The organism is Promicromonospora sp. NPDC060204, from assembly GCF_042728455.1.
Taxonomy (GTDB): Bacteria; Actinomycetota; Actinomycetes; order Actinomycetales; family Cellulomonadaceae; genus Promicromonospora.
This window is the reverse complement of sequence record NZ_JBHWZO010000030.1, coordinates 18,233-34,802: the sequence shown is the minus strand read 5'-3', so window position 1 is coordinate 34,802 and position 16,570 is coordinate 18,233. Positions and strand designations below refer to the sequence as shown.

Sequence of the window (16,570 nt, the reverse complement as noted above, 5' to 3'; positions counted from 1 at the left end):
CTCTGACCCATCTCAGAGCGAAGAAACCCGGGCCTCAAAGGTGAGTGAAGCAGCGGTGGCGGACGGCGGCTCGTCAGGCGGCCGCCAGCTCGACGGCCAGCTCCTCGACCAGGTCGTAGCCCTCCTGCATGCCGCCCTCCATGCCGGAGCCGACGATCATGTCGCGGATCTCCTGGCTGGAGACGATCGTGCGGACCATCAGGGTGGTGCGACCGTCGTGCTCGGTGAGCGTGTAGTGGTTCAGGCTGGGCTCGGAGTCGCCGTCGGGCATCCCCTCGAACACCTCCGTGTGCGTCATGCGCCCGGGGGCCTCGATCTCGGTGTACTCGCCGTGGAACGCGACCTCGGAGCCGTCGTTCGCGGTCATCACGTACCGCCAGGAACCGCCGACGCGCAGGTCGACGGTCGCCTCGGTCACGGTGCCGCGCTGCCCGGCCCACCAGCGCCTGATCAGCTCGGGCTCGGTGAGCACCCGCCACACCTGGTGCCGCGGCGCGTTGAACTCCCGGGTGACCAGGATCTCGGTGTCGGTCGGGAGCGTCAGGACGGCGCTGCCCTTGGTCGTGGTGGTCATGTCAGTCTCCTTGTCCTGTTCCTGCGTCGGTCGGTGGTTGCGTCTCGAGCTCGTCGAGCACGTCGTCCATGAGGTCGAACCGCTCGTTCCAGAGCCGCTCGTAGCGGGAGACCCAGTCGTGGACGGCGCGCAGCGGCGCGCCGTTGACCCGGTACAGGCGGCGGCGCCCGTCGTCGCGCACGTCCACCAGCCCCACCTCCCGCAGCACCCGCAGATGCTTGGACACCTGCGGCTGGGCGAGCCCGAGCAGCGCGACCAGGTCGCCCACCGCGAGCTCACCGCCGGACAGCGCGTCGAGGATCTCGCGACGGCGCGGCTCGGCCACCGCGTTGAACGCGTCGGTCGTGGTCGCTGCTCGTGCCATGGCTCAAACATATACCTATATCGGCATGCGTCAACTTGCGCACACGCGGGACGGTGCTTTCATCGTTCCGCACCTTTCCTTGACGCCCCATTGGCGCGGCATGCACCGTTGTGCCCGGTCGGCCGCGCACGATCTGCCCGGCCGACGTCTTCCAACGAGGTCTGTGAGGGATGTGGCATGACGCTTTCGCGTCGGATGTTTCTCGGTGGAGCGGCCGGTGTGGCCGCGCTCGGACTCACGGGAGCGGGGGTGGCGTCCCCGCAACGGGCGTTCGCCCTCGACCCGGACGGTATGGAGAGCAAGATGCTCTTCGGGGACGCGCAGGCGGGCGCCGCGTCGATCCCCAAGGAGAGCGGCAACGGCAACTACCACTCGTGCCGGATCCCGGCGATCCTGGCGATCCCGGGTACGAGCGTGGTCATCGCGGTCGTCGAGGGCCGGCCGAACCACAATCTCGATGACAGCGGCAACTTCAACCTGCTGATGCGCCGGTCCACAGACCTGGGCCTGACCTGGAGCGTCGCGTCGACGCTCGCGGGGGCCAGCCTCGACTGCTGGGCCAACCCCACCCTGGTGCACGACCGGATCACGGGCCGGCTGTACTGCTTCATGCTGCGCCGCCAGTCCGGCGAGCTTGTGGAGGTCGATCCCAAGCTCTACATCGCGACGTCGGACGACAACGGTGCGACCTGGACCGCTCCGGTGGCGCGGCCCGACCTCGACCGACCGGGAACCGACAACGACTTCATCGGGCCCGGGAACGGGATCCAGCGCGCCGACGGCTCGCTGGTCGTGCCGGCACGCGGCCGGCTGATCATCAAGGAGCCGGGCGGGGACTGGGTCAACCACGACGTTCCCAACGGCCTGTACGTCAACGACAAGGGGGAGCGTCCACACCCCTACGGCGAAGGAACCGTCGCGGAGCGCTCGGACGGACAGCTGATTCTCAACTACCGCGCCACGAACTGGGAGCTTGACCGAGGCTTCCCCATGGCCCGCCGCGTGGCCATCGGCAACCCGGGTGACTGGCAGATGTTCGGCGAGGAGCACTGGCGCACGCAGATCATCGACCCCGGCAGCCATGGCGCGCAGATCTCGCACACGTACAACGGCAACCCGTACCTCATCCACCTCAACTCCAACAGCTCGACACGTGACAACCGCTACGTGATGACGCTGCGCGCGAGCGCCGACGACGGTGAGACCTGGCGTGCCTATCAGCAGCCACTGAGCAAGGACCCTCTGGCCAGCGAAGGGGACCAGGTGGGCAACCTGCGCGAGGGCGGGTATTCCGCGCTGACCTCGACGGGTAGCGGCATCGTCCTGGCACTCGTCGAAGCCCGTAGGGTGCAGGTCGCCAACCCGACACTGCGCAACCTGAACCTTGAATCACCGTGCGCCGTGGTGCTGCGCCGGTTCGACCCGAGCTGGATCATCACGCCGGCGGCCTGACACCCCCAAGGTGTGTTGCTGTGCGTAGACATTGTCGACGCAACGCACACACAGCCGGAGGGGTAACGGAGAGGTAGCAGTGCTCCGTCTCCGTTACCCCTCCGGCCCCGGAGAGCGACCTCCGCGCGGCGCCGCCTCAGCCCCGCACCGGCGCCGTCGACGCCCGGACCATCAGCCGCTGCTCCGCCGTCCGACGGCGGGCGCGGGCGGCCCGCGGCAGAAGGGCGAGCTCCAGCGCCTGCCGCCCCATCTCCTTCATCGGTAGGTGCACCGTCGTCAGCGCGGGCGAGAGGTGGCCGGCCACCGTCACGTCGTCGAACCCGGTCACGGAGACGTCTCCCGGCACCGAGACGCCCCGCTCCCCCAGCACCGACAGCACGCCGACCGCCATGTCGTCGTTGAGCGCGAGGATCGCCGTGACGTCCGGGTGGGCGTCGAGGATCTGCCGGGCGGCGTCCTTGCCGCCGTCGAGCGTGAACGCCGCCTCGACCACGGGCAGGTCCGCGAGCCGCAGGCCGTGCGCGCCGAGCGCCTGCTCGACGCCGGTGAGCCGGTCGGCCATGGTGGCCAGCCGCCGCGACCCGGCCGCGACGGCGATCCGCCGGTGGCCGAGGCCGAGCAGGTGGTCGGCGATGGCCCGGCCGCCCGCGACGTTGGCCGGCACCACGGCGTCGACGCCGAGCAGGGGGTGCCGGCCGATGACGGCGACCCGCCCGCCGGACGCCTCGAAGGCCTGCACCTGCGCCTTCATCTGCGCCTGGACCTCCCGGTCGAGGTGCCCGGAGCCGGCCACGACGATGATCCCCACGCCCGCGCCCGCGAGCGCCCGCAGCTGGGCCACCTCGGCGTGCGGGTCGCGCCCGGTGTGGCAGATCTGGACCATGCGGCCGTGGGCGCCGGCCACCTCCAGCACGCCGCTGGCGATCTCGGCGAAGTACGGGTCGCCGATCTCGTGCACCACGAGCCCGACGGACGGGCTGGCGCCGCTCGCCAGGGAGCGGGCGTGCACGTTCGCGACATAGCCGAGCTCGGCCGCGACCGCGCGTACCCGTTCGGCGAGGGCCTCGGACACTCCGGCGGCCCCGGACAGCGCCCGGGAGGCGGTCGCGATGGACACGCCGGCGTGCTCTGCGACGTCGACCAGGCGGAGCCCGGCGGTGTGCTTGCGCATCGAATCTCCTCGCCACAGGTAAAGCGACAGGTAATGGATGGTGCCAACACCCTTGTCACACAGCGTCCCAGTTCCTAGAGTGCCGTAAGCGGTTACGGAAGCGCTTGCCCACAATGATGTGGACCCACAAGGGAGTGGACCATGAGAGCAACCCGACGCCTGACGGTAGCGGCAATCGCCGCGGCCTCGGCACTGTCCCTGTCCGCCTGTCTGGCGAGCCCGGAGCAGGGCGGTGAGGCCGCCGGCCCCGACGACCCGATCGTCGTCGGCGTCTCGTTGCCCCTGACGGGCGACTTCGCCGAGCCGGGCAAGGGGGTGCAGCGCGGCTACGAGGCCTGGGCCAAGCACATCAACGAGAACGGCGGGCTGCTGGGCCGCCAGGTCGAGCTGGTCATCGTCGACGACCAGTCGAACGCGGACCGCGTCGCCTCGGACTACGAGCGGCTGATCAACCAGGACGGCGTGGACCTGGTCTTCGGGCCGTTCTCGACCCGGCTCGTGGTGCCGGCGGCGCAGGTCGCCCAGGACTACGGCTTCCTGTTCGTGGAGCCGGCGGGCGCCGCGGCGGAGGTCTTCGAGCAGGGCTTCGACAACCTGTTCTACGCGGCGCCGGCCATCGCCGACGACCACTACGACCACCTGTCCGAGTACATCCTGGCCCTGCCGGAGGACGAGCGGCCGAAGACGATCGCCGTGGCCTCGATGGACGACCCGTTCGCCCAGGGCACCGCGTACGGACTGCGCGACCAGCTCGCGGAGGCCGGCATCGAGGTGGTGGTCGACGAGGTGTACCCGCCGAACACCACCGACTTCAGCGGCATCGCGGCGAAGATCGCGGACTCGAAGGCGGACCTGCTGATCGTGGGGTCGCAGTACCAGGACGGCGTGAACCTCGTGGTCGCGCTGCAGCAGCAGGACTACCAGCCGCAGATGGCGGCGATCTCCGGCGCGCCGACGAACGCGGAGTTCCCGGCGGCGATCGGCGACAAGACCGAGGGCATCCTCGCACCCACCGGGTACACGCCGACGGCGCCCTACCCGTCCAACGAGGAGTTCGTCGAGTTCTACACCGCGGAGCACGACGCCCCGCCGGCCGAGGACGAGGCGAACGCCTGGACCACGGGCCAGGTCGTCGCGGCGGCGGTCGAGGCCGTGGGCTGCGCCGACCCGAGCCCGGAGTGCCAGGAGCAGCTGATCGGGTGGCTCCACGAGAACGAGGTGGAGACCGTCGTCGGCGCGCTGAGCTGGGACGCGCAGGGGCGGCCGCAGAGCGCGCACCTGATCCAGCAGTACGTGGACGGCGAGATCAAGATCGTGCTGCCCGAAGACGTCAAGGAAGCCGACCTCGTCCACCCGAAGCCCGCGTGGTGACCCGATGACCGGTGCCCTGCTCGCGCAGAGCCTGGTGCTCGGCGTCCTCCTGGGCGGGCTCTACGCCCTCCTGGCCGCCGGCCTGACCCTGTACTTCGGCGTGATGCGCGTGGTCATGATCGCCCACTCGGCGTTCCTGATCCTGGCCGCCTACCTCGCCTGGTACTTCCACGAGCGCACGGGCATCGACCCGCTCCTGTCCCTGGTCGTCACGGTGCCGCTGTTCTTCGTGGTCGGGTACGGGATGCAGCGGTTCCTGGTGTCCCGGCTGCGGCCCATCACGCTGACCACCATGTCGGTGCTGCTCACGTTCGCGGTCGCGCTGACGATCGAGGGGCTGCTCGGGTTCGTCTGGACCGGCACGCAGCGCCGCATCCAGCTCGGCTACTCGGGCACGAGCATCGAGGTGGCGGGCGTCAGCATCGCCGTCGTGAAGCTCATCGCGTTCGGCCTGGCCGCACTGTCGCTGGGCGCGCTGTACCTGATCCTGCGCCGGACGTCGTTCGGCCGGGCGCTGCGGGCCACCACCCAGCACCCGGAGGCCGCGCGGCTGATCGGCATCGACACCGACCGCGTGGCCGGGCTCGGCTTCGGGCTCGGGCTGGCCACGGCGGCGATCGGCGGGACCGCGCTGGCCCTGGACTACACGATCTACCCGTCGCTGCACTGGCACTGGATCGGGCCGCTCATGGCGATCATCGTCGTCGGCGGGCTGGGCAGCATCCCCGGCGCCGCCATCGCGGCCCTGCTGCTCGGCGTCGCCGCGAGCCTGCTGCAGGTGCCGCTCGGCACCACCTGGGCGCAGACGGTGTTCTACCTGGCCCTGTTCGTGACCCTCATGATCCGCCCGCAGGGATTCTTCGGAGGTCGCCTTGCCCAACGCTTCTAGCGGTACCAGAGCCTCCGGCCCGACGACGTCCGGCCCGACGACGGCGCGCGCGGTCCGGATCGCCGCCCTGCTCGCCCTCGTGGTGGTCGTGCTCCTGTTCCCGTCGCTGGCCCCCGACCCGTTCATCCTGTCCGTGGGCGTGGTGATCCTGAGCTACGCCGTGCTAGCAACCTCGTGGAACCTGGTCGGCGGCTTCACCGGCTACATCTCGCTCGGCCACGCCGCCTACTCGGGCCTCGGCGGGTACGCCACGGCCCTGCTGATCCTGCGGTCCGGGCTGAACCCGTGGCTCGCGCTCGTGGTCGGGGCCCTGATCGTGGCCCTGATCGCGATCCCCGTCGGCATCGCGTCGCTGCGGGTGCGCGGCGCCTCGTTCGTGATCGTGTCGATCGCCCTGGTGCTCATCCTGCAGCTCACGTTCCAGAGCTGGCACACGTTCACCGGCGGCTCGGGCGGGCTGCGCGTGCCCCGGCCGTTCGGCCCGGACGTGCTGCGGCCCGAGCAGCACGAGCGGTTCTTCTACCTGCACGCCGTGCTGCTGGCGCTGGCCCTGCTGACCTGGTGGGCCATCGAGCGCTCCCGGCTCGGCGCCGGGCTCAAGGCCATCCGCGAGGACGAGGACAAGGCGCAGGCCCTCGGCGTGCCCACGTTCGCGTACAAGCTCACCGCCCTGGTGACCAGCGCCTTCTTCACCGCGCTGGGCGGCGGCCTGTACGCGCTGTGGTTCGGCTACCTCGACCCGATCTTCCAGTTCTCGATCCTGGTCGGTACCTACATGGTGCTCATGGCGCTGCTCGGCGGGGTGCGCAGCCTGTTCGGCCCGCTGCTCGGCGCCGTCGTCGTCGGGTACGCGGTCGAGGTGTTCAAGTCGCAGTACGGCGACACGCAGTTCCACCTGGTCGCCACGGGCATCCTGCTCGGCCTGGTCGTCCTGTTCATGCCCGACGGCGTCATCCCGGCCCTGACCTCGTTCCTGAACCGGCGCCGCCGCGCGGCGTCGATCCGCGAGGTGAGCGCCGAGGAGCTCGCCCGGCAGCGCGAGGACGAGCAACGCGGCGACAAGCAACCAGAGGAGGCGAACCGATGAGCACCGGTTCCGTGCGCACCGCATCCGTGAGCGCCGAGGGCCTGACCAAGTCGTTCGGCGGCGTCCGCGCCGTCGACGGCGCCTCCGTGGCGTTCCACGACGGTCAGATCAACGCTCTGATCGGGCCCAACGGCTCCGGCAAGACGACGTTCTTCAACTGCGTCACCGGCATGATCAAGCCGGACGCCGGGACGGTGGCCTACCGCGACCGCGACATCACCGGGCTCGCGCCGCACCGGATCGCCCGGTCCGGGATCGGCCGCAGCTTCCAGCTCTGCCGCGTCTTCCCGCGGCTCACGGTGCTGGAGAACGTGTTGGTCGCGGTGCAGCCGCACGGCCTGCTGGAGCGGCTGCGCGGCATGCGCAACCCGGACGACGTCGCCCGGGCCCGCGAGCTGCTGGCCCGCGTCGGCATCGACCACCTGGAGCACGCCGAGGCGCGCGACATCTCCTACGGCCAGCAGAAGCTGCTGGAGCTGGCTGGCGTGCTCATGGGCGACCCGCACACGATCATGCTCGACGAGCCGGCCGGCGGCGTGAACCCCGCGCTCGTGGACCGCATCGCCGACCTGGTGCGCGAGCTCAACGCCGAGGGCCGCACCTTCATCATCGTCGAGCACAACATGGAGCTGGTCATGGGCCTGAGCGACCACGTGGTGGTGTTCGACCGGGGTCGGCCGATCGCGCAGGGCACCCCCGCCGTCGTGCAGGACGACCCCCTGGTCCTGGAGGCCTACCTTGGCGTCTGAACTCGCACCCCAGGCGGCGGCCGGACCGGCCGCCCGACCCGGCCCCGCGGCCGAAACCCTGCTGCGCCTGACCGACGTGCAGGCCGGCTACGGCCGCGCCGCCCTCGTCCTGCGCGGGCTGTCCGTGACGGTCGCGCCCGGCAGCGTGGTCTGCCTCGTGGGCCCCAACGGCGCCGGCAAGTCGACGGTGCTCAAGGTCGCGAGCGGCCTGCTCAAGCCGCGCGCCGGTCAGGTCGTGGTCGACGGCGTGGACGTCACCGGGCGCACTCCACAGCAGCTCCTGGCCGCCGGGCTGTCGCACGTGCCGCAGGGGCACAGCGTCTTCCCCGAGATGACGGTGGCCGAGAACGTGCTGCTCGGCGCCTACACCGTGCGCGACCGGTCCGAGGTCGAGGCCCGCACGGACTTCGTGACGGAGCTGTTCCCGCTGGTCGGCGAGCGCTGGTCCGCGCTGGCGGGCGCGCTGTCGGGCGGGCAGCAGAAGCAGGTCGAGTTCGCCCGCTCGCTCATGGTGCGGCCCAAGGTGGTGCTGCTGGACGAGCCGTCGATGGGGCTGGACCCCAAGGCGACTGCGGTCGTGTTCGAGCAGGTGCAGCGCATGCGCGACGCCGGCACGGCCGTGCTGCTCGTGGAGCAGAACGCGCGGCGGGCGCTGGAGTCGGCCGACGTCGGCTGCGTGCTCGACCTGGGCCGCGTGCACATCACGGGCCCCGCCCCCGACCTCCTCGCGGACCCCCGCCTGGCCCAGCTCTACCTGGGCGGCCGCCCAAGGGAGGTCTCGTAAAACCCACCCCCTCCCGTTGAGTGCTGGGTATTTGTTGCTCCGGGCCGCGTTCGGCCGCAGATACCCAGCACTCAACGAGGTGGGCTGACTGTTGGCTGTTCAAAGGAGAACTGTCATGTCACTCAGAACCAGGCTTGGGAACTCGCTCGGCGGTGCCGGGCAGGTGGTGCTCGGCCTCGCGATCCTTGCCGCGCTGCTTGCCGGGCTGCACCTCGCGCCGGCCACGTCAGGGGCGCCCGCATCGTCCGGCGGGGCCGTGTCCGGTCCGACGGCGCAGGGCGGCGGGCCACCGTCGTCCGCGGGCCGCCAGGATCCCTACCAGGACAAGGTGGCCGACTACGGCGTCTGCCGCGGCACCGACCCGGCCTGCTACAACGACTGGGACCTGCCGCGCACCACCGACGGGCGGGTGCGCGTGCTGGTCTTCACCGCGACCGGCGTCTCGCGGCACGCCCACCTGGGGCCGCTGCTGCCCGCCGGGATGAACCCGCCGCTCACCTCGGCGCACGTCGCGCAGAACGCCGTGATCCGGTGGGGGCAGGAGTACGGGTTCGAGGTGGACTGGACCGAGGACGTGCGCCAGCTCGACGCCCCGGCCAAGCTCGCGCCGTACGACGCCGTGGTGTTCCTCAGCAACTCCCGCACCATGCTCGACGACGCGTCCCAGACGGCCCTGTTGCAGTACGTCCGCTCGGGCGGTGGGTTCGTGGCCGTGCACAACACGCTCGGCGCGATGTACCACTGGCCGTGGTTCCAGGGGCTGCTCGGCGGCGCCAACTTCTACGACCACGGACCGCACCGCGACGGGCAGGTGCTCACCGTCGACCGCCGCGACGCCTCCACCAAGGACCTGCCGCGCCGGTGGGACTTCCGCGACGAGTGGTACAACCTCGAACCGTTCCCCACGGGCGTGCGCTTCCTCGCCGAGGTCGACACGGACACGATCGGCTCCGGCACCGGCTTCAACGGGCACCCCGGGCACGCGGGCGAGCACCCCGTCTCCTGGTGCCAGTACTACGACGGCGGTCGCGCGTGGGTCACCTCGCTGGGCCACGACCCGGCCGCGTGGACCGCTGACTCGACGCTGCCCGGCGCCGACTCGTTCAAGACCCACGTGGTGGGCGGCATCCTCAGCGCGGCCGGCGAGCAGCCCTTCTGTCGGTAGGTCCGGCCCGTCGATCACGGCATCACGCAGCACCCGCAACGCACAGCGCTCCGCAATGACGACGACGACATTCAGGAGGCACCATGCGCACCAGACAAAGATGGCGGTCAGCGGTGGCCGCGGTGGCGATCACCGCTACCGCCCTGGCCGGGCTGACGACGGCGACGCTGGCCACGGCGGCGCTGGCAACGGCGGCGGCTCCCGCCACTGACGCCGCGGCCGCGGCCCCGGTCGGGGACCCGATCGAGGACCCGGCCCCCGAGGAGAAGCAGTCGACGATCGGCCTGGTCCTGGAGGAGTACGCACAGTTCCCGAAGACGGAGCCCATCCCGGCGCCCGTCGACCGGCGGCTGATGCGGCACGCGCGCATCAACGGCATCGGGGAGCTGCCGGACGGCTCGGGCCGCACGTACGTCCCGGACCTGAACGGCCCGCTGTACTTCGTGCGCGACGGCGAGCCGCGCGTGTACCTGGACGTGGCCGCGCGGTTCGCGCCGGAGTTCTTCTCCGGGCGCGGCATGGGCAGCGGGTTCGGGTTCGCGGCGTTCCACCCGGACTTCGAGCACAACGGCACCTTCTACACGGTGCACAGCGAGCGCCCCGGCAACGCCGGGCCGCCGTCCGACCCCACGACCTACCCGGCGCAGACGCCGACGTTCCTGCACGCGGTGGTCACGGAGTGGGTGGCGGACGACCCGGACGCCGACGTGTTCTCCGGGACGAGCCGCGAGGTGATGCGCCTGGGCTTCGCGGGTCAGGTGCACGCGATCCAGCAGATCGACTTCAACCCCACCGCCGAACCCGGCGACGAGGACTACGGCCTCCTGTACCTCGCGGTGGGCGACGGCGGCATCGGCGTCGGGACGGGCGTGCCGCAGCAGCGGGGCACGCCCGCAGGCAAGATCCTGCGCATCGACCCGGCGGGCACGAACGGGCCGGGCGGCGCGTACGGCATCCCGGCGTCGAACCCGTTCGTGGACGAGCCGGGCACGCTCGGCGAGATCTACGCGATCGGCATGCGCGACCCGCACCGGTTCAGCTGGGACACGAAGACGGGCCGCATGTTCCTGGGGCACATCGGCGAGCACGCGATCGAGGCCGTGTACGACGTCGAGGCGGGCGACAACTTCGGCTGGGGCAACCGGGAGGGCAGGTACGTCTTCGACGCCGCCGACCGCTGCAACCTGTACCCGCTGCCGGAGAACGACGACGAGCTCGGCTTCACCTATCCCGTGGTGGCGTACGACCACGACCCGCCGCCCGGCTGGTCGTGCACGGCCGACAGCGGGTACGCGATCAGCGGCGGCTTCGTCTACCGCGGGCGCGACCTGCCGGCACTGAACGGCAAGTACCTGTTCACGGACCTGGTCGAGGGTCGGGTGTTCTACGCCAAGGAGTCGCAGATGCGGCGCGGCCGCGACGAGGCGCAGATGTACGAGCTGGCCCTGTACGACACCGACGGCACCCGCAAGCGGATGCCCGACTTCACGGGCGACGAGCGGGCCGACCTGCGCATGGGCCGCGACGCGTCGGGCGACCTGTACCTGGTGGCCAAGGCGAACGGCAAGATCTGGAAGATCGTGGACACCGTGCACGCGCCGGTGCCCAAGGACGTGCCGCGCTCGCTGGAGCAGAACTCGGTGAGCTTCTACGACTTCGAGCACCCGTTCCAGCAGGACGGCGCCGTCGAGATCGACCGCGGCCTGTCGCGCACCTACCTCAACCTCATCAACGGCGGGGAGGGCATGCGGGTGGCGGACGGCGCCTACCCGGGCAGCAACAACTCGATCCAGCTCGGCCAGATCAACCCGCTGACGGCGGGCAACGACGACTGGAAGGCGGGCGTCTACAACGCGAACGGGGTCAGCACCCTGTCGGCGTTCAACGGGGTGGACGGGGCGACGGTCATGGGCTGGGTCAAGATGACCGGCCAGAACCCGAGCCCGAACACCACCACCGCGAACCCGGACGACTACTACAACGCCGTGGGCCTGGCGGGCCTGCTCAGCGGCGACTCCGACGGGCACGGCGTGCGCGCCCTGCTGGAGATCATCCAGGTGGACGGCGAGTTGCGGCTGGTCGCGCTGGGCCGGCGGCTCGACGGCGGCGCGTCGCAGACGTTCGCCGCGAGCGAGGACTGGCGCACCCTGCTGCCGCAGGACGAGTGGGTGCACCTGGCCGCGACGTTCGACTACACGACCGGGAAGATGGCGCTCTACCGCAACGGCGAGCGGGTGCCCGGCTTCTACGTGGTGGACGGCGACCCGTGGCAGGTGGACGGCACCGGCACGTCGGCCACGACGCCGCGGGGCATCAAGATCGGCGGCAGCTTCCCGCAGGACACGCAGGAGCGGAACCCCTGCAACTGCCGCATGGACACGATCCAGCTCCTGGACCGCGCGATCACGCCGAGGGAGGTCGCGGCCCAGTACCGCCTCATGACCCGCTGACCCCGCCCCGCGACATCGTTGAGTGCTGGCTATCTGCGGGTTTCCGGTCCGGAAGCCCGCAGATAGCCAGCACTCAGCGGTTCGGGGGGCGGGGGTGGATAGCATGTGCGGCATGGCTGCCGAGAAAGCGCTTACCGCCCCGATCCGCATCGACAGCACCAAGCCCGCACGGTCGATCCTGCGACTGCTCGCCCGGCGCCCCGGCCGCATGACCGTGGCCGTCGCGGCGTTCACCGTCAAGGAGATCCCGATGTGGTTCCTGCCGGTGGTCACGGCAGCCGTCATCGACATCGTGGCCACCGGCGGCGAGGTGCGCGACGTGCTGGTCTGGTTCGCCGTCGCCGCCGTCCTGCTGCTGCAGAACTTCCCCAACCACCTGGTCTACACGCGCAGCTTCATGACGGTGGTGCGCGACACCGGCGCCGGGCTGCGCAACGCGCTCGCCGCCCGGCTGCAGAGCCTGTCGATCGGGTACCACTCGCGCGCCAGCTCGTCGGTGGTGCAGTCCAAGGTGGTGCGCGACGTCGAGAACATCGAGACGATGCTCCAGCAGGTCACCCATCCCCTGCTCTCCTCGCTCATGGTGCTGGTGGGCGCCGTGACGATGACGGCCCTGAAGGTGCCGCAGTTCCTCCCCGTCTACCTGCTGGCCGTGCCGCTTGCTCTCGGGCTGCGCTGGTTCACGGCGCGGCGCTCACGGGACCGCAACGAACGGTTCCGGCGGGAGGTTGAGGGCTTCGCCTCGCGCGTGGGCGAGATGGCCTCGCTCATCCCGATCACCCGGGCCCACGGCCTGGAGCAGACGGCGGTCACACGCCTGGCCGCCGGTGCCGACGGCGTCCGCCGCGCGGGCCTGCACCTCGACATGCTCAACGGCCGCGTCGCGTCGCTCTCCTGGGTGACCATGCAGCTGCTGGGTGTCACGTGCCTCGCGCTCGCCGCCGTCTTCTCGCTGACCGGGCTGCTGCCGGTCACGGCCGGCGAGGTGGTGCTGCTCTCCAGCTACTTCACGCTGCTCACGCAGGGGCTCACCCAGCTCCTCATGCTCCTGCCGGTCACGGCGCGCGGCATGGAGTCGGTGCGCTCGATCGCCGAGGTGCTGGAGGAGCCCGACCTGGAGGAGAACGAGGGCCGCCGCACCGTGGACGCCGTGGCCGGCGAGCTCACGCTCGACCACGTGCACCACCGCTACCCCGGCGCCGACGAGGACGCCCTGGACGACGTGACCCTCACGATCCCCGCCGGCCAGACGGTGGCCTTCGTGGGCTCGTCCGGCTCGGGCAAGTCGACGCTGCTCAACCTGGTGCTGGGCTTCATCCGGCCGACGTCGGGCCGCGTGCTCGTGGACGGCGTCGACGCCCAGGAGCTGGATCTGCGCGCGGTGCGCCGCCATGTCTCGGTGGTGCCGCAGGAGTCGGTGCTCTTCGAGGGCACCATCCGCGACAACGTCACCTACGGCCTGCCGGACGCCTCGGACGACGTCGTGCGCGCCGCGCTGCGGGACGCCAACGCGCTGGAGTTCGTACAGGCGCAGCCGGACGGCTGGGACACCGTGGTGGGCGAGCGCGGGGCGCGGCTGTCGGGCGGGCAGCGGCAGCGCATCGCGATCGCCCGCGCGCTGGTCCGCGACCCCCGCGTGCTGCTGCTGGACGAGGCGACCAGCGCGCTGGACACCGAGTCGGAGACCCTGGTCAAGGAGGCCCTGGGCCGCCTCATGCGCGGGCGGACGACGCTGGTCGTCGCGCACCGGCTGTCCACGATCCGCCAGGCCGACCGGATCGTCGTGCTGGAGCACTGCCGGATCGTCGAGCAGGGCACGCACGACCACCTGGTCGCCCACGGCGGCCGCTACGCGACGCTCCACGAGACCCAGGCAGGCTGACCCTCTTTCTCGCCGAGTCAGCGACTTGGTCGGACACACCCACTGACTCGGCTCATGGGCGACGCCGAGTCAGTGGGCTGGTCGGACCCAGCCACTGACTCGGCACCCGGCCACGGTCACGCCGCCGTCGTCAGCGAGCCCGGGCCCGGCACCACCGAGACGTCCTCGGGCGGCAGCTCCCGGCCGTCCTCGGTCAGGAAGGCGACCCGGACGGGCTGCTGCGTGGCCTCCTCGACGTACACGACCGACGGCCCGAAGCCCGAGGGCCGGTGCTCGTCGCCCCACGCCGCGAACGCCGCCAGGACGGTCTTGAGCTCAGCCCCGGCCTCGGTGAGCACGTACTCGTCACGCTGCCGCTGGCCCGCGTCGCGGTACGGCCGGCGCTCCAGCACGCCGCCCTCGACCAGGGTCTCTAGCCGGGCGGTGAGGACGTCGGGCGCGATGCCAAGACGTGCGCGGAAGTCGGCGAACCGCGTGTAGCCGAAGAAGGCCTCGCGGACCACGAGCAGGGTCCACTTCTCCCCCAGGACCTCCAGGCTCCGGGCCACGGAGCAGCGTGCGTTGCGTTCGCGGGGCGTTGTGCTCATACACACATCCTATCTAGGTTGTCTTTTCCAATCCAGGTGCTAAGTTGTGAATCCCAACTCAGATTGGAACCTCGATGACTTTCACCTGGGCGGCACGCGGGAGCCGCTGGGCGGCGGCGGCCGCGGTGGCCCTCGCGCTCTGGGCGTCGGCGGCACCGACGCTGATCTACCCCGTCTACGCGGCGCAGTGGCACCTCACCACGGCGGTCACCACCACGGTCTTCGCGGCCTACCCCGTCGCCCTGATCGCGACGCTCCTCCTGCTCGGCGGCCTCGCGGAGACCGTGGGCAACCGCGGCGCGATCCTCGCGGGCCTCGGCTTCCTGGGCCTCGGCGCCCTCACCTTCCTGCTCGCGCCGAACCTGGCGCTGCTGCTCGTGGGCCGGGCGCTCATGGGCGTCGGGGTGGGGCTCAGCCTCGGTCCGGCCACGAGCGTGATCGCGGCCTCCGGGTCGGACGACGCCCGCGACCGCACCGGCGCGACCACCGCCGCGGCGTCCGCCGTAGGGCTGATCACGGCGCTGCTCGTGGGCGGCGCGACCGTGCAGTTCAGCCCCAGCCCCCTGCACGCGGGCTACGGGGTGCTGCTCGCCGGCGTCGTCGTCGCCGTGGTGGCCGCGTGGTACCTGCCGCGCCGACTGCGTGCGGGGGCGCGCCGCTGGCGGCCGCGTCCGCTGGCCGTGCCGCGACACCGGCGGCCGTTCGTGGCGGGCGCGCTCGGGGTCTCGGCCGCCTACGCGCTCGGCGCGATCTTCCTCGGCATCGGGGCGCAGTTCGCGCGGGACACCGTGCACTCCGACGACGCCTTCGTCAACGGCGTGGTCCTCGCGATCTCCGCCGCCGCCATCGGCGTGGTCGCCCTGCTCGCCGGGCGGCTGCGCGCACCGACCGCGCTCCGGCTCGGTGCCGTCGCCGCGCTGGTCGCGCAGAGCCTGATGCTCGTCGCGGGCGCCACCCACTCGATGACCGCGCTGGTCCTGTACTCCCTGATCGGCGGCGCCGGCTACAGCCTGCTGTTCTCCGGCGGCGTCACCCTGGTCACCCGCAGCGCACCCGCCGAGCACCGCGCCGCGACGACGTCGTCGGCCTACCTGGTCGCCTACCTCGTGCAGGCGGGCACGGCCCTCGCCGTCGGCCGGCTGGCCACCGCGCACGGGCTGCAGACGGCGCTCGTCGTGGGCAGCGCGACCGTCATCGCGTTCGCGCTGGCCGCCGTGCTCACCGTCCGCGCCCGGGCCGCGGCGCCGGCCGCTCCCACCGCACCCCTCGACACCGCACCCCTCGACACCGCTTCTCTCGACACCGCACCGCACCACCTCATGAAAGCGAGCTCGTGATGACTGACCTGAAGAACGCCGTGGTCCTGATCACCGGCGCGAACGGCGGCCTCGGCCGCGCGTTCGTGGCGGAGGCCCTCCTGCGGGGCGCCGCCAAGGTGTACGCCAGCGCCCGTACGCCGCGGGAGTGGACCGACCCCCGCGTGGTGCCGCTACCCCTGGACATCAACGACCCCGGGTCGATCGCGGCCGCGGCCGAGCTGGCCGGGGACACGACGGTGCTGATCAACAACGCCGGGATCTCCGACCGCGGGCGGCCGGTGCTGACCACGGCGCTCGACGACATCCGCGCGGTGTTCGAGACCAACGTGTTCGCCCAGCTCGGCGTCACGCAGGCGTTCGCCCCGGTGCTGGCGCGCAACGGTGGCGGCGCGATCATCAACATGCACTCGGCGCTGAGCTGGTTCGCCATGGGCACGTACTCGGCGACCAAGGCGGCGTTCTGGTCCTACAGCAACGCGCTGCGCGTGGAGCTCCTGGAGCAGAGCACGCAGGTGCTCGGCGCGCACCTCGGCTACACGGACACCCCCATGACCGAGCGGCTCGACGTGCCGAAGGAGGACCCGCGCGACATCGTGGCGGCGATCCTCGACGGGCTGGAGGCCGGTGAGCCCGAGGTGCTGGCCGACGACACCAGCCGCCGGGTCAAGGCGGCCCTGTCCGGCCCGCTGAGCGACCTCTACCCGCAGCTCCAGACCGCGTGAGGGA

General features: G+C 71.5%; 15 protein-coding genes. 11 read left to right on the top strand and 4 right to left on the bottom strand.

What is annotated here, in order from left to right; genetic code table 11:
- Positions 1 to 73: 73 nt before the first annotated feature.
- Together ACFWEJ_RS06500 and ACFWEJ_RS06495 are read right to left on the bottom strand one after the other, a co-directional pair.
- Positions 74 to 574 (bottom strand): SRPBCC family protein, encoded by a 501-nt coding sequence (locus tag ACFWEJ_RS06500; RefSeq protein ID WP_377228378.1) that lies wholly within the window; start codon positions 572 to 574, stop codon positions 74 to 76.
- A gap of 1 nt (position 575) precedes the next feature.
- The gene (locus ACFWEJ_RS06495; protein WP_377228377.1) at positions 576 to 938 is read right to left on the bottom strand and encodes an ArsR/SmtB family transcription factor; all 363 of its coding nucleotides are present in this window, start codon (positions 936 to 938) and stop codon (positions 576 to 578) included.
- A gap of 177 nt (positions 939 to 1,115) precedes the next feature.
- Between ACFWEJ_RS06495 and ACFWEJ_RS06490 the strand changes: the two genes are divergently transcribed.
- Positions 1,116 to 2,390, top strand: coding sequence for a sialidase family protein (locus ACFWEJ_RS06490; protein ID WP_377228376.1), 1,275 nt, complete (start codon positions 1,116 to 1,118; stop codon positions 2,388 to 2,390).
- A gap of 136 nt (positions 2,391 to 2,526) precedes the next feature.
- Here ACFWEJ_RS06490 and ACFWEJ_RS06485 read toward each other — a convergent pair whose 3' ends face one another.
- On the bottom strand, positions 2,527 to 3,561 hold the full coding sequence (locus tag ACFWEJ_RS06485) for a LacI family DNA-binding transcriptional regulator (protein ID WP_377228375.1): 1,035 nt from the start codon (positions 3,559 to 3,561) through the stop codon (positions 2,527 to 2,529).
- 141 nt (positions 3,562 to 3,702) lie between these two features.
- Here ACFWEJ_RS06485 and ACFWEJ_RS06480 point away from each other — a divergent pair, with 141 nt between their 5' ends.
- The 8 genes from ACFWEJ_RS06480 (at position 3,703) to ACFWEJ_RS06445 (ending at position 13,938) form a co-directional block, all read left to right on the top strand.
- The gene (locus tag ACFWEJ_RS06480) at positions 3,703 to 4,932 is read left to right on the top strand and encodes an amino acid ABC transporter substrate-binding protein (RefSeq protein ID WP_377228374.1); all 1,230 of its coding nucleotides are present in this window, start codon (positions 3,703 to 3,705) and stop codon (positions 4,930 to 4,932) included.
- Positions 4,933 to 4,936: 4 nt separating this feature from the next.
- The gene (locus tag ACFWEJ_RS06475) at positions 4,937 to 5,821 is read left to right on the top strand and encodes a branched-chain amino acid ABC transporter permease (RefSeq protein ID WP_377228373.1); all 885 of its coding nucleotides are present in this window, start codon (positions 4,937 to 4,939) and stop codon (positions 5,819 to 5,821) included.
- On the top strand, positions 5,805 to 6,908 hold the full coding sequence (locus tag ACFWEJ_RS06470; RefSeq protein WP_377228372.1) for a branched-chain amino acid ABC transporter permease: 1,104 nt from the start codon (positions 5,805 to 5,807) through the stop codon (positions 6,906 to 6,908). Before ACFWEJ_RS06475 ends, ACFWEJ_RS06470 begins: the two co-directional genes overlap by 17 nt.
- Positions 6,905 to 7,657, top strand: a complete 753-nt coding sequence (locus tag ACFWEJ_RS06465; RefSeq protein WP_377228371.1) for an ABC transporter ATP-binding protein — start codon at positions 6,905 to 6,907, stop codon at positions 7,655 to 7,657. The genes ACFWEJ_RS06470 and ACFWEJ_RS06465 overlap by 4 nt, the downstream gene beginning before the upstream one ends.
- Entirely contained in the window at positions 7,647 to 8,441 is a 795-nt protein-coding gene (locus ACFWEJ_RS06460) for an ABC transporter ATP-binding protein (protein ID WP_377228370.1), read from the top strand. The genes ACFWEJ_RS06465 and ACFWEJ_RS06460 overlap by 11 nt, the downstream gene beginning before the upstream one ends.
- 115 nt (positions 8,442 to 8,556) lie before the next feature.
- Positions 8,557 to 9,606: a ThuA domain-containing protein gene (locus ACFWEJ_RS06455; protein ID WP_377228369.1), complete on the top strand. Its 1,050-nt coding sequence runs from the start codon at positions 8,557 to 8,559 to the stop codon at positions 9,604 to 9,606.
- 122 nt (positions 9,607 to 9,728) lie between these two features.
- Positions 9,729 to 12,056, top strand: coding sequence for a PQQ-dependent sugar dehydrogenase (locus tag ACFWEJ_RS06450; RefSeq protein ID WP_377228368.1), 2,328 nt, complete (start codon positions 9,729 to 9,731; stop codon positions 12,054 to 12,056).
- A 112-nt stretch (positions 12,057 to 12,168) separates the two neighbouring features.
- Complete coding sequence (locus ACFWEJ_RS06445; RefSeq protein ID WP_377228367.1) at positions 12,169 to 13,938, top strand: ABC transporter ATP-binding protein; 1,770 nt, start codon at positions 12,169 to 12,171, stop codon at positions 13,936 to 13,938.
- A gap of 116 nt (positions 13,939 to 14,054) precedes the next feature.
- Here ACFWEJ_RS06445 and ACFWEJ_RS06440 read toward each other — a convergent pair whose 3' ends face one another.
- Entirely contained in the window at positions 14,055 to 14,525 is a 471-nt protein-coding gene (locus ACFWEJ_RS06440) for a winged helix-turn-helix transcriptional regulator (RefSeq protein WP_377228366.1), read from the bottom strand.
- Between the two features lie 74 nt (positions 14,526 to 14,599).
- Here ACFWEJ_RS06440 and ACFWEJ_RS06435 point away from each other — a divergent pair, with 74 nt between their 5' ends.
- Complete coding sequence (locus ACFWEJ_RS06435) at positions 14,600 to 15,862, top strand: MFS transporter (protein ID WP_377228365.1); 1,263 nt, start codon at positions 14,600 to 14,602, stop codon at positions 15,860 to 15,862.
- Entirely contained in the window at positions 15,862 to 16,566 is a 705-nt protein-coding gene (locus tag ACFWEJ_RS06430; RefSeq protein WP_377228364.1) for an SDR family oxidoreductase, read from the top strand. The genes ACFWEJ_RS06435 and ACFWEJ_RS06430 overlap by 1 nt, the downstream gene beginning before the upstream one ends.
- Positions 16,567 to 16,570: the final 4 nt, after the last annotated feature.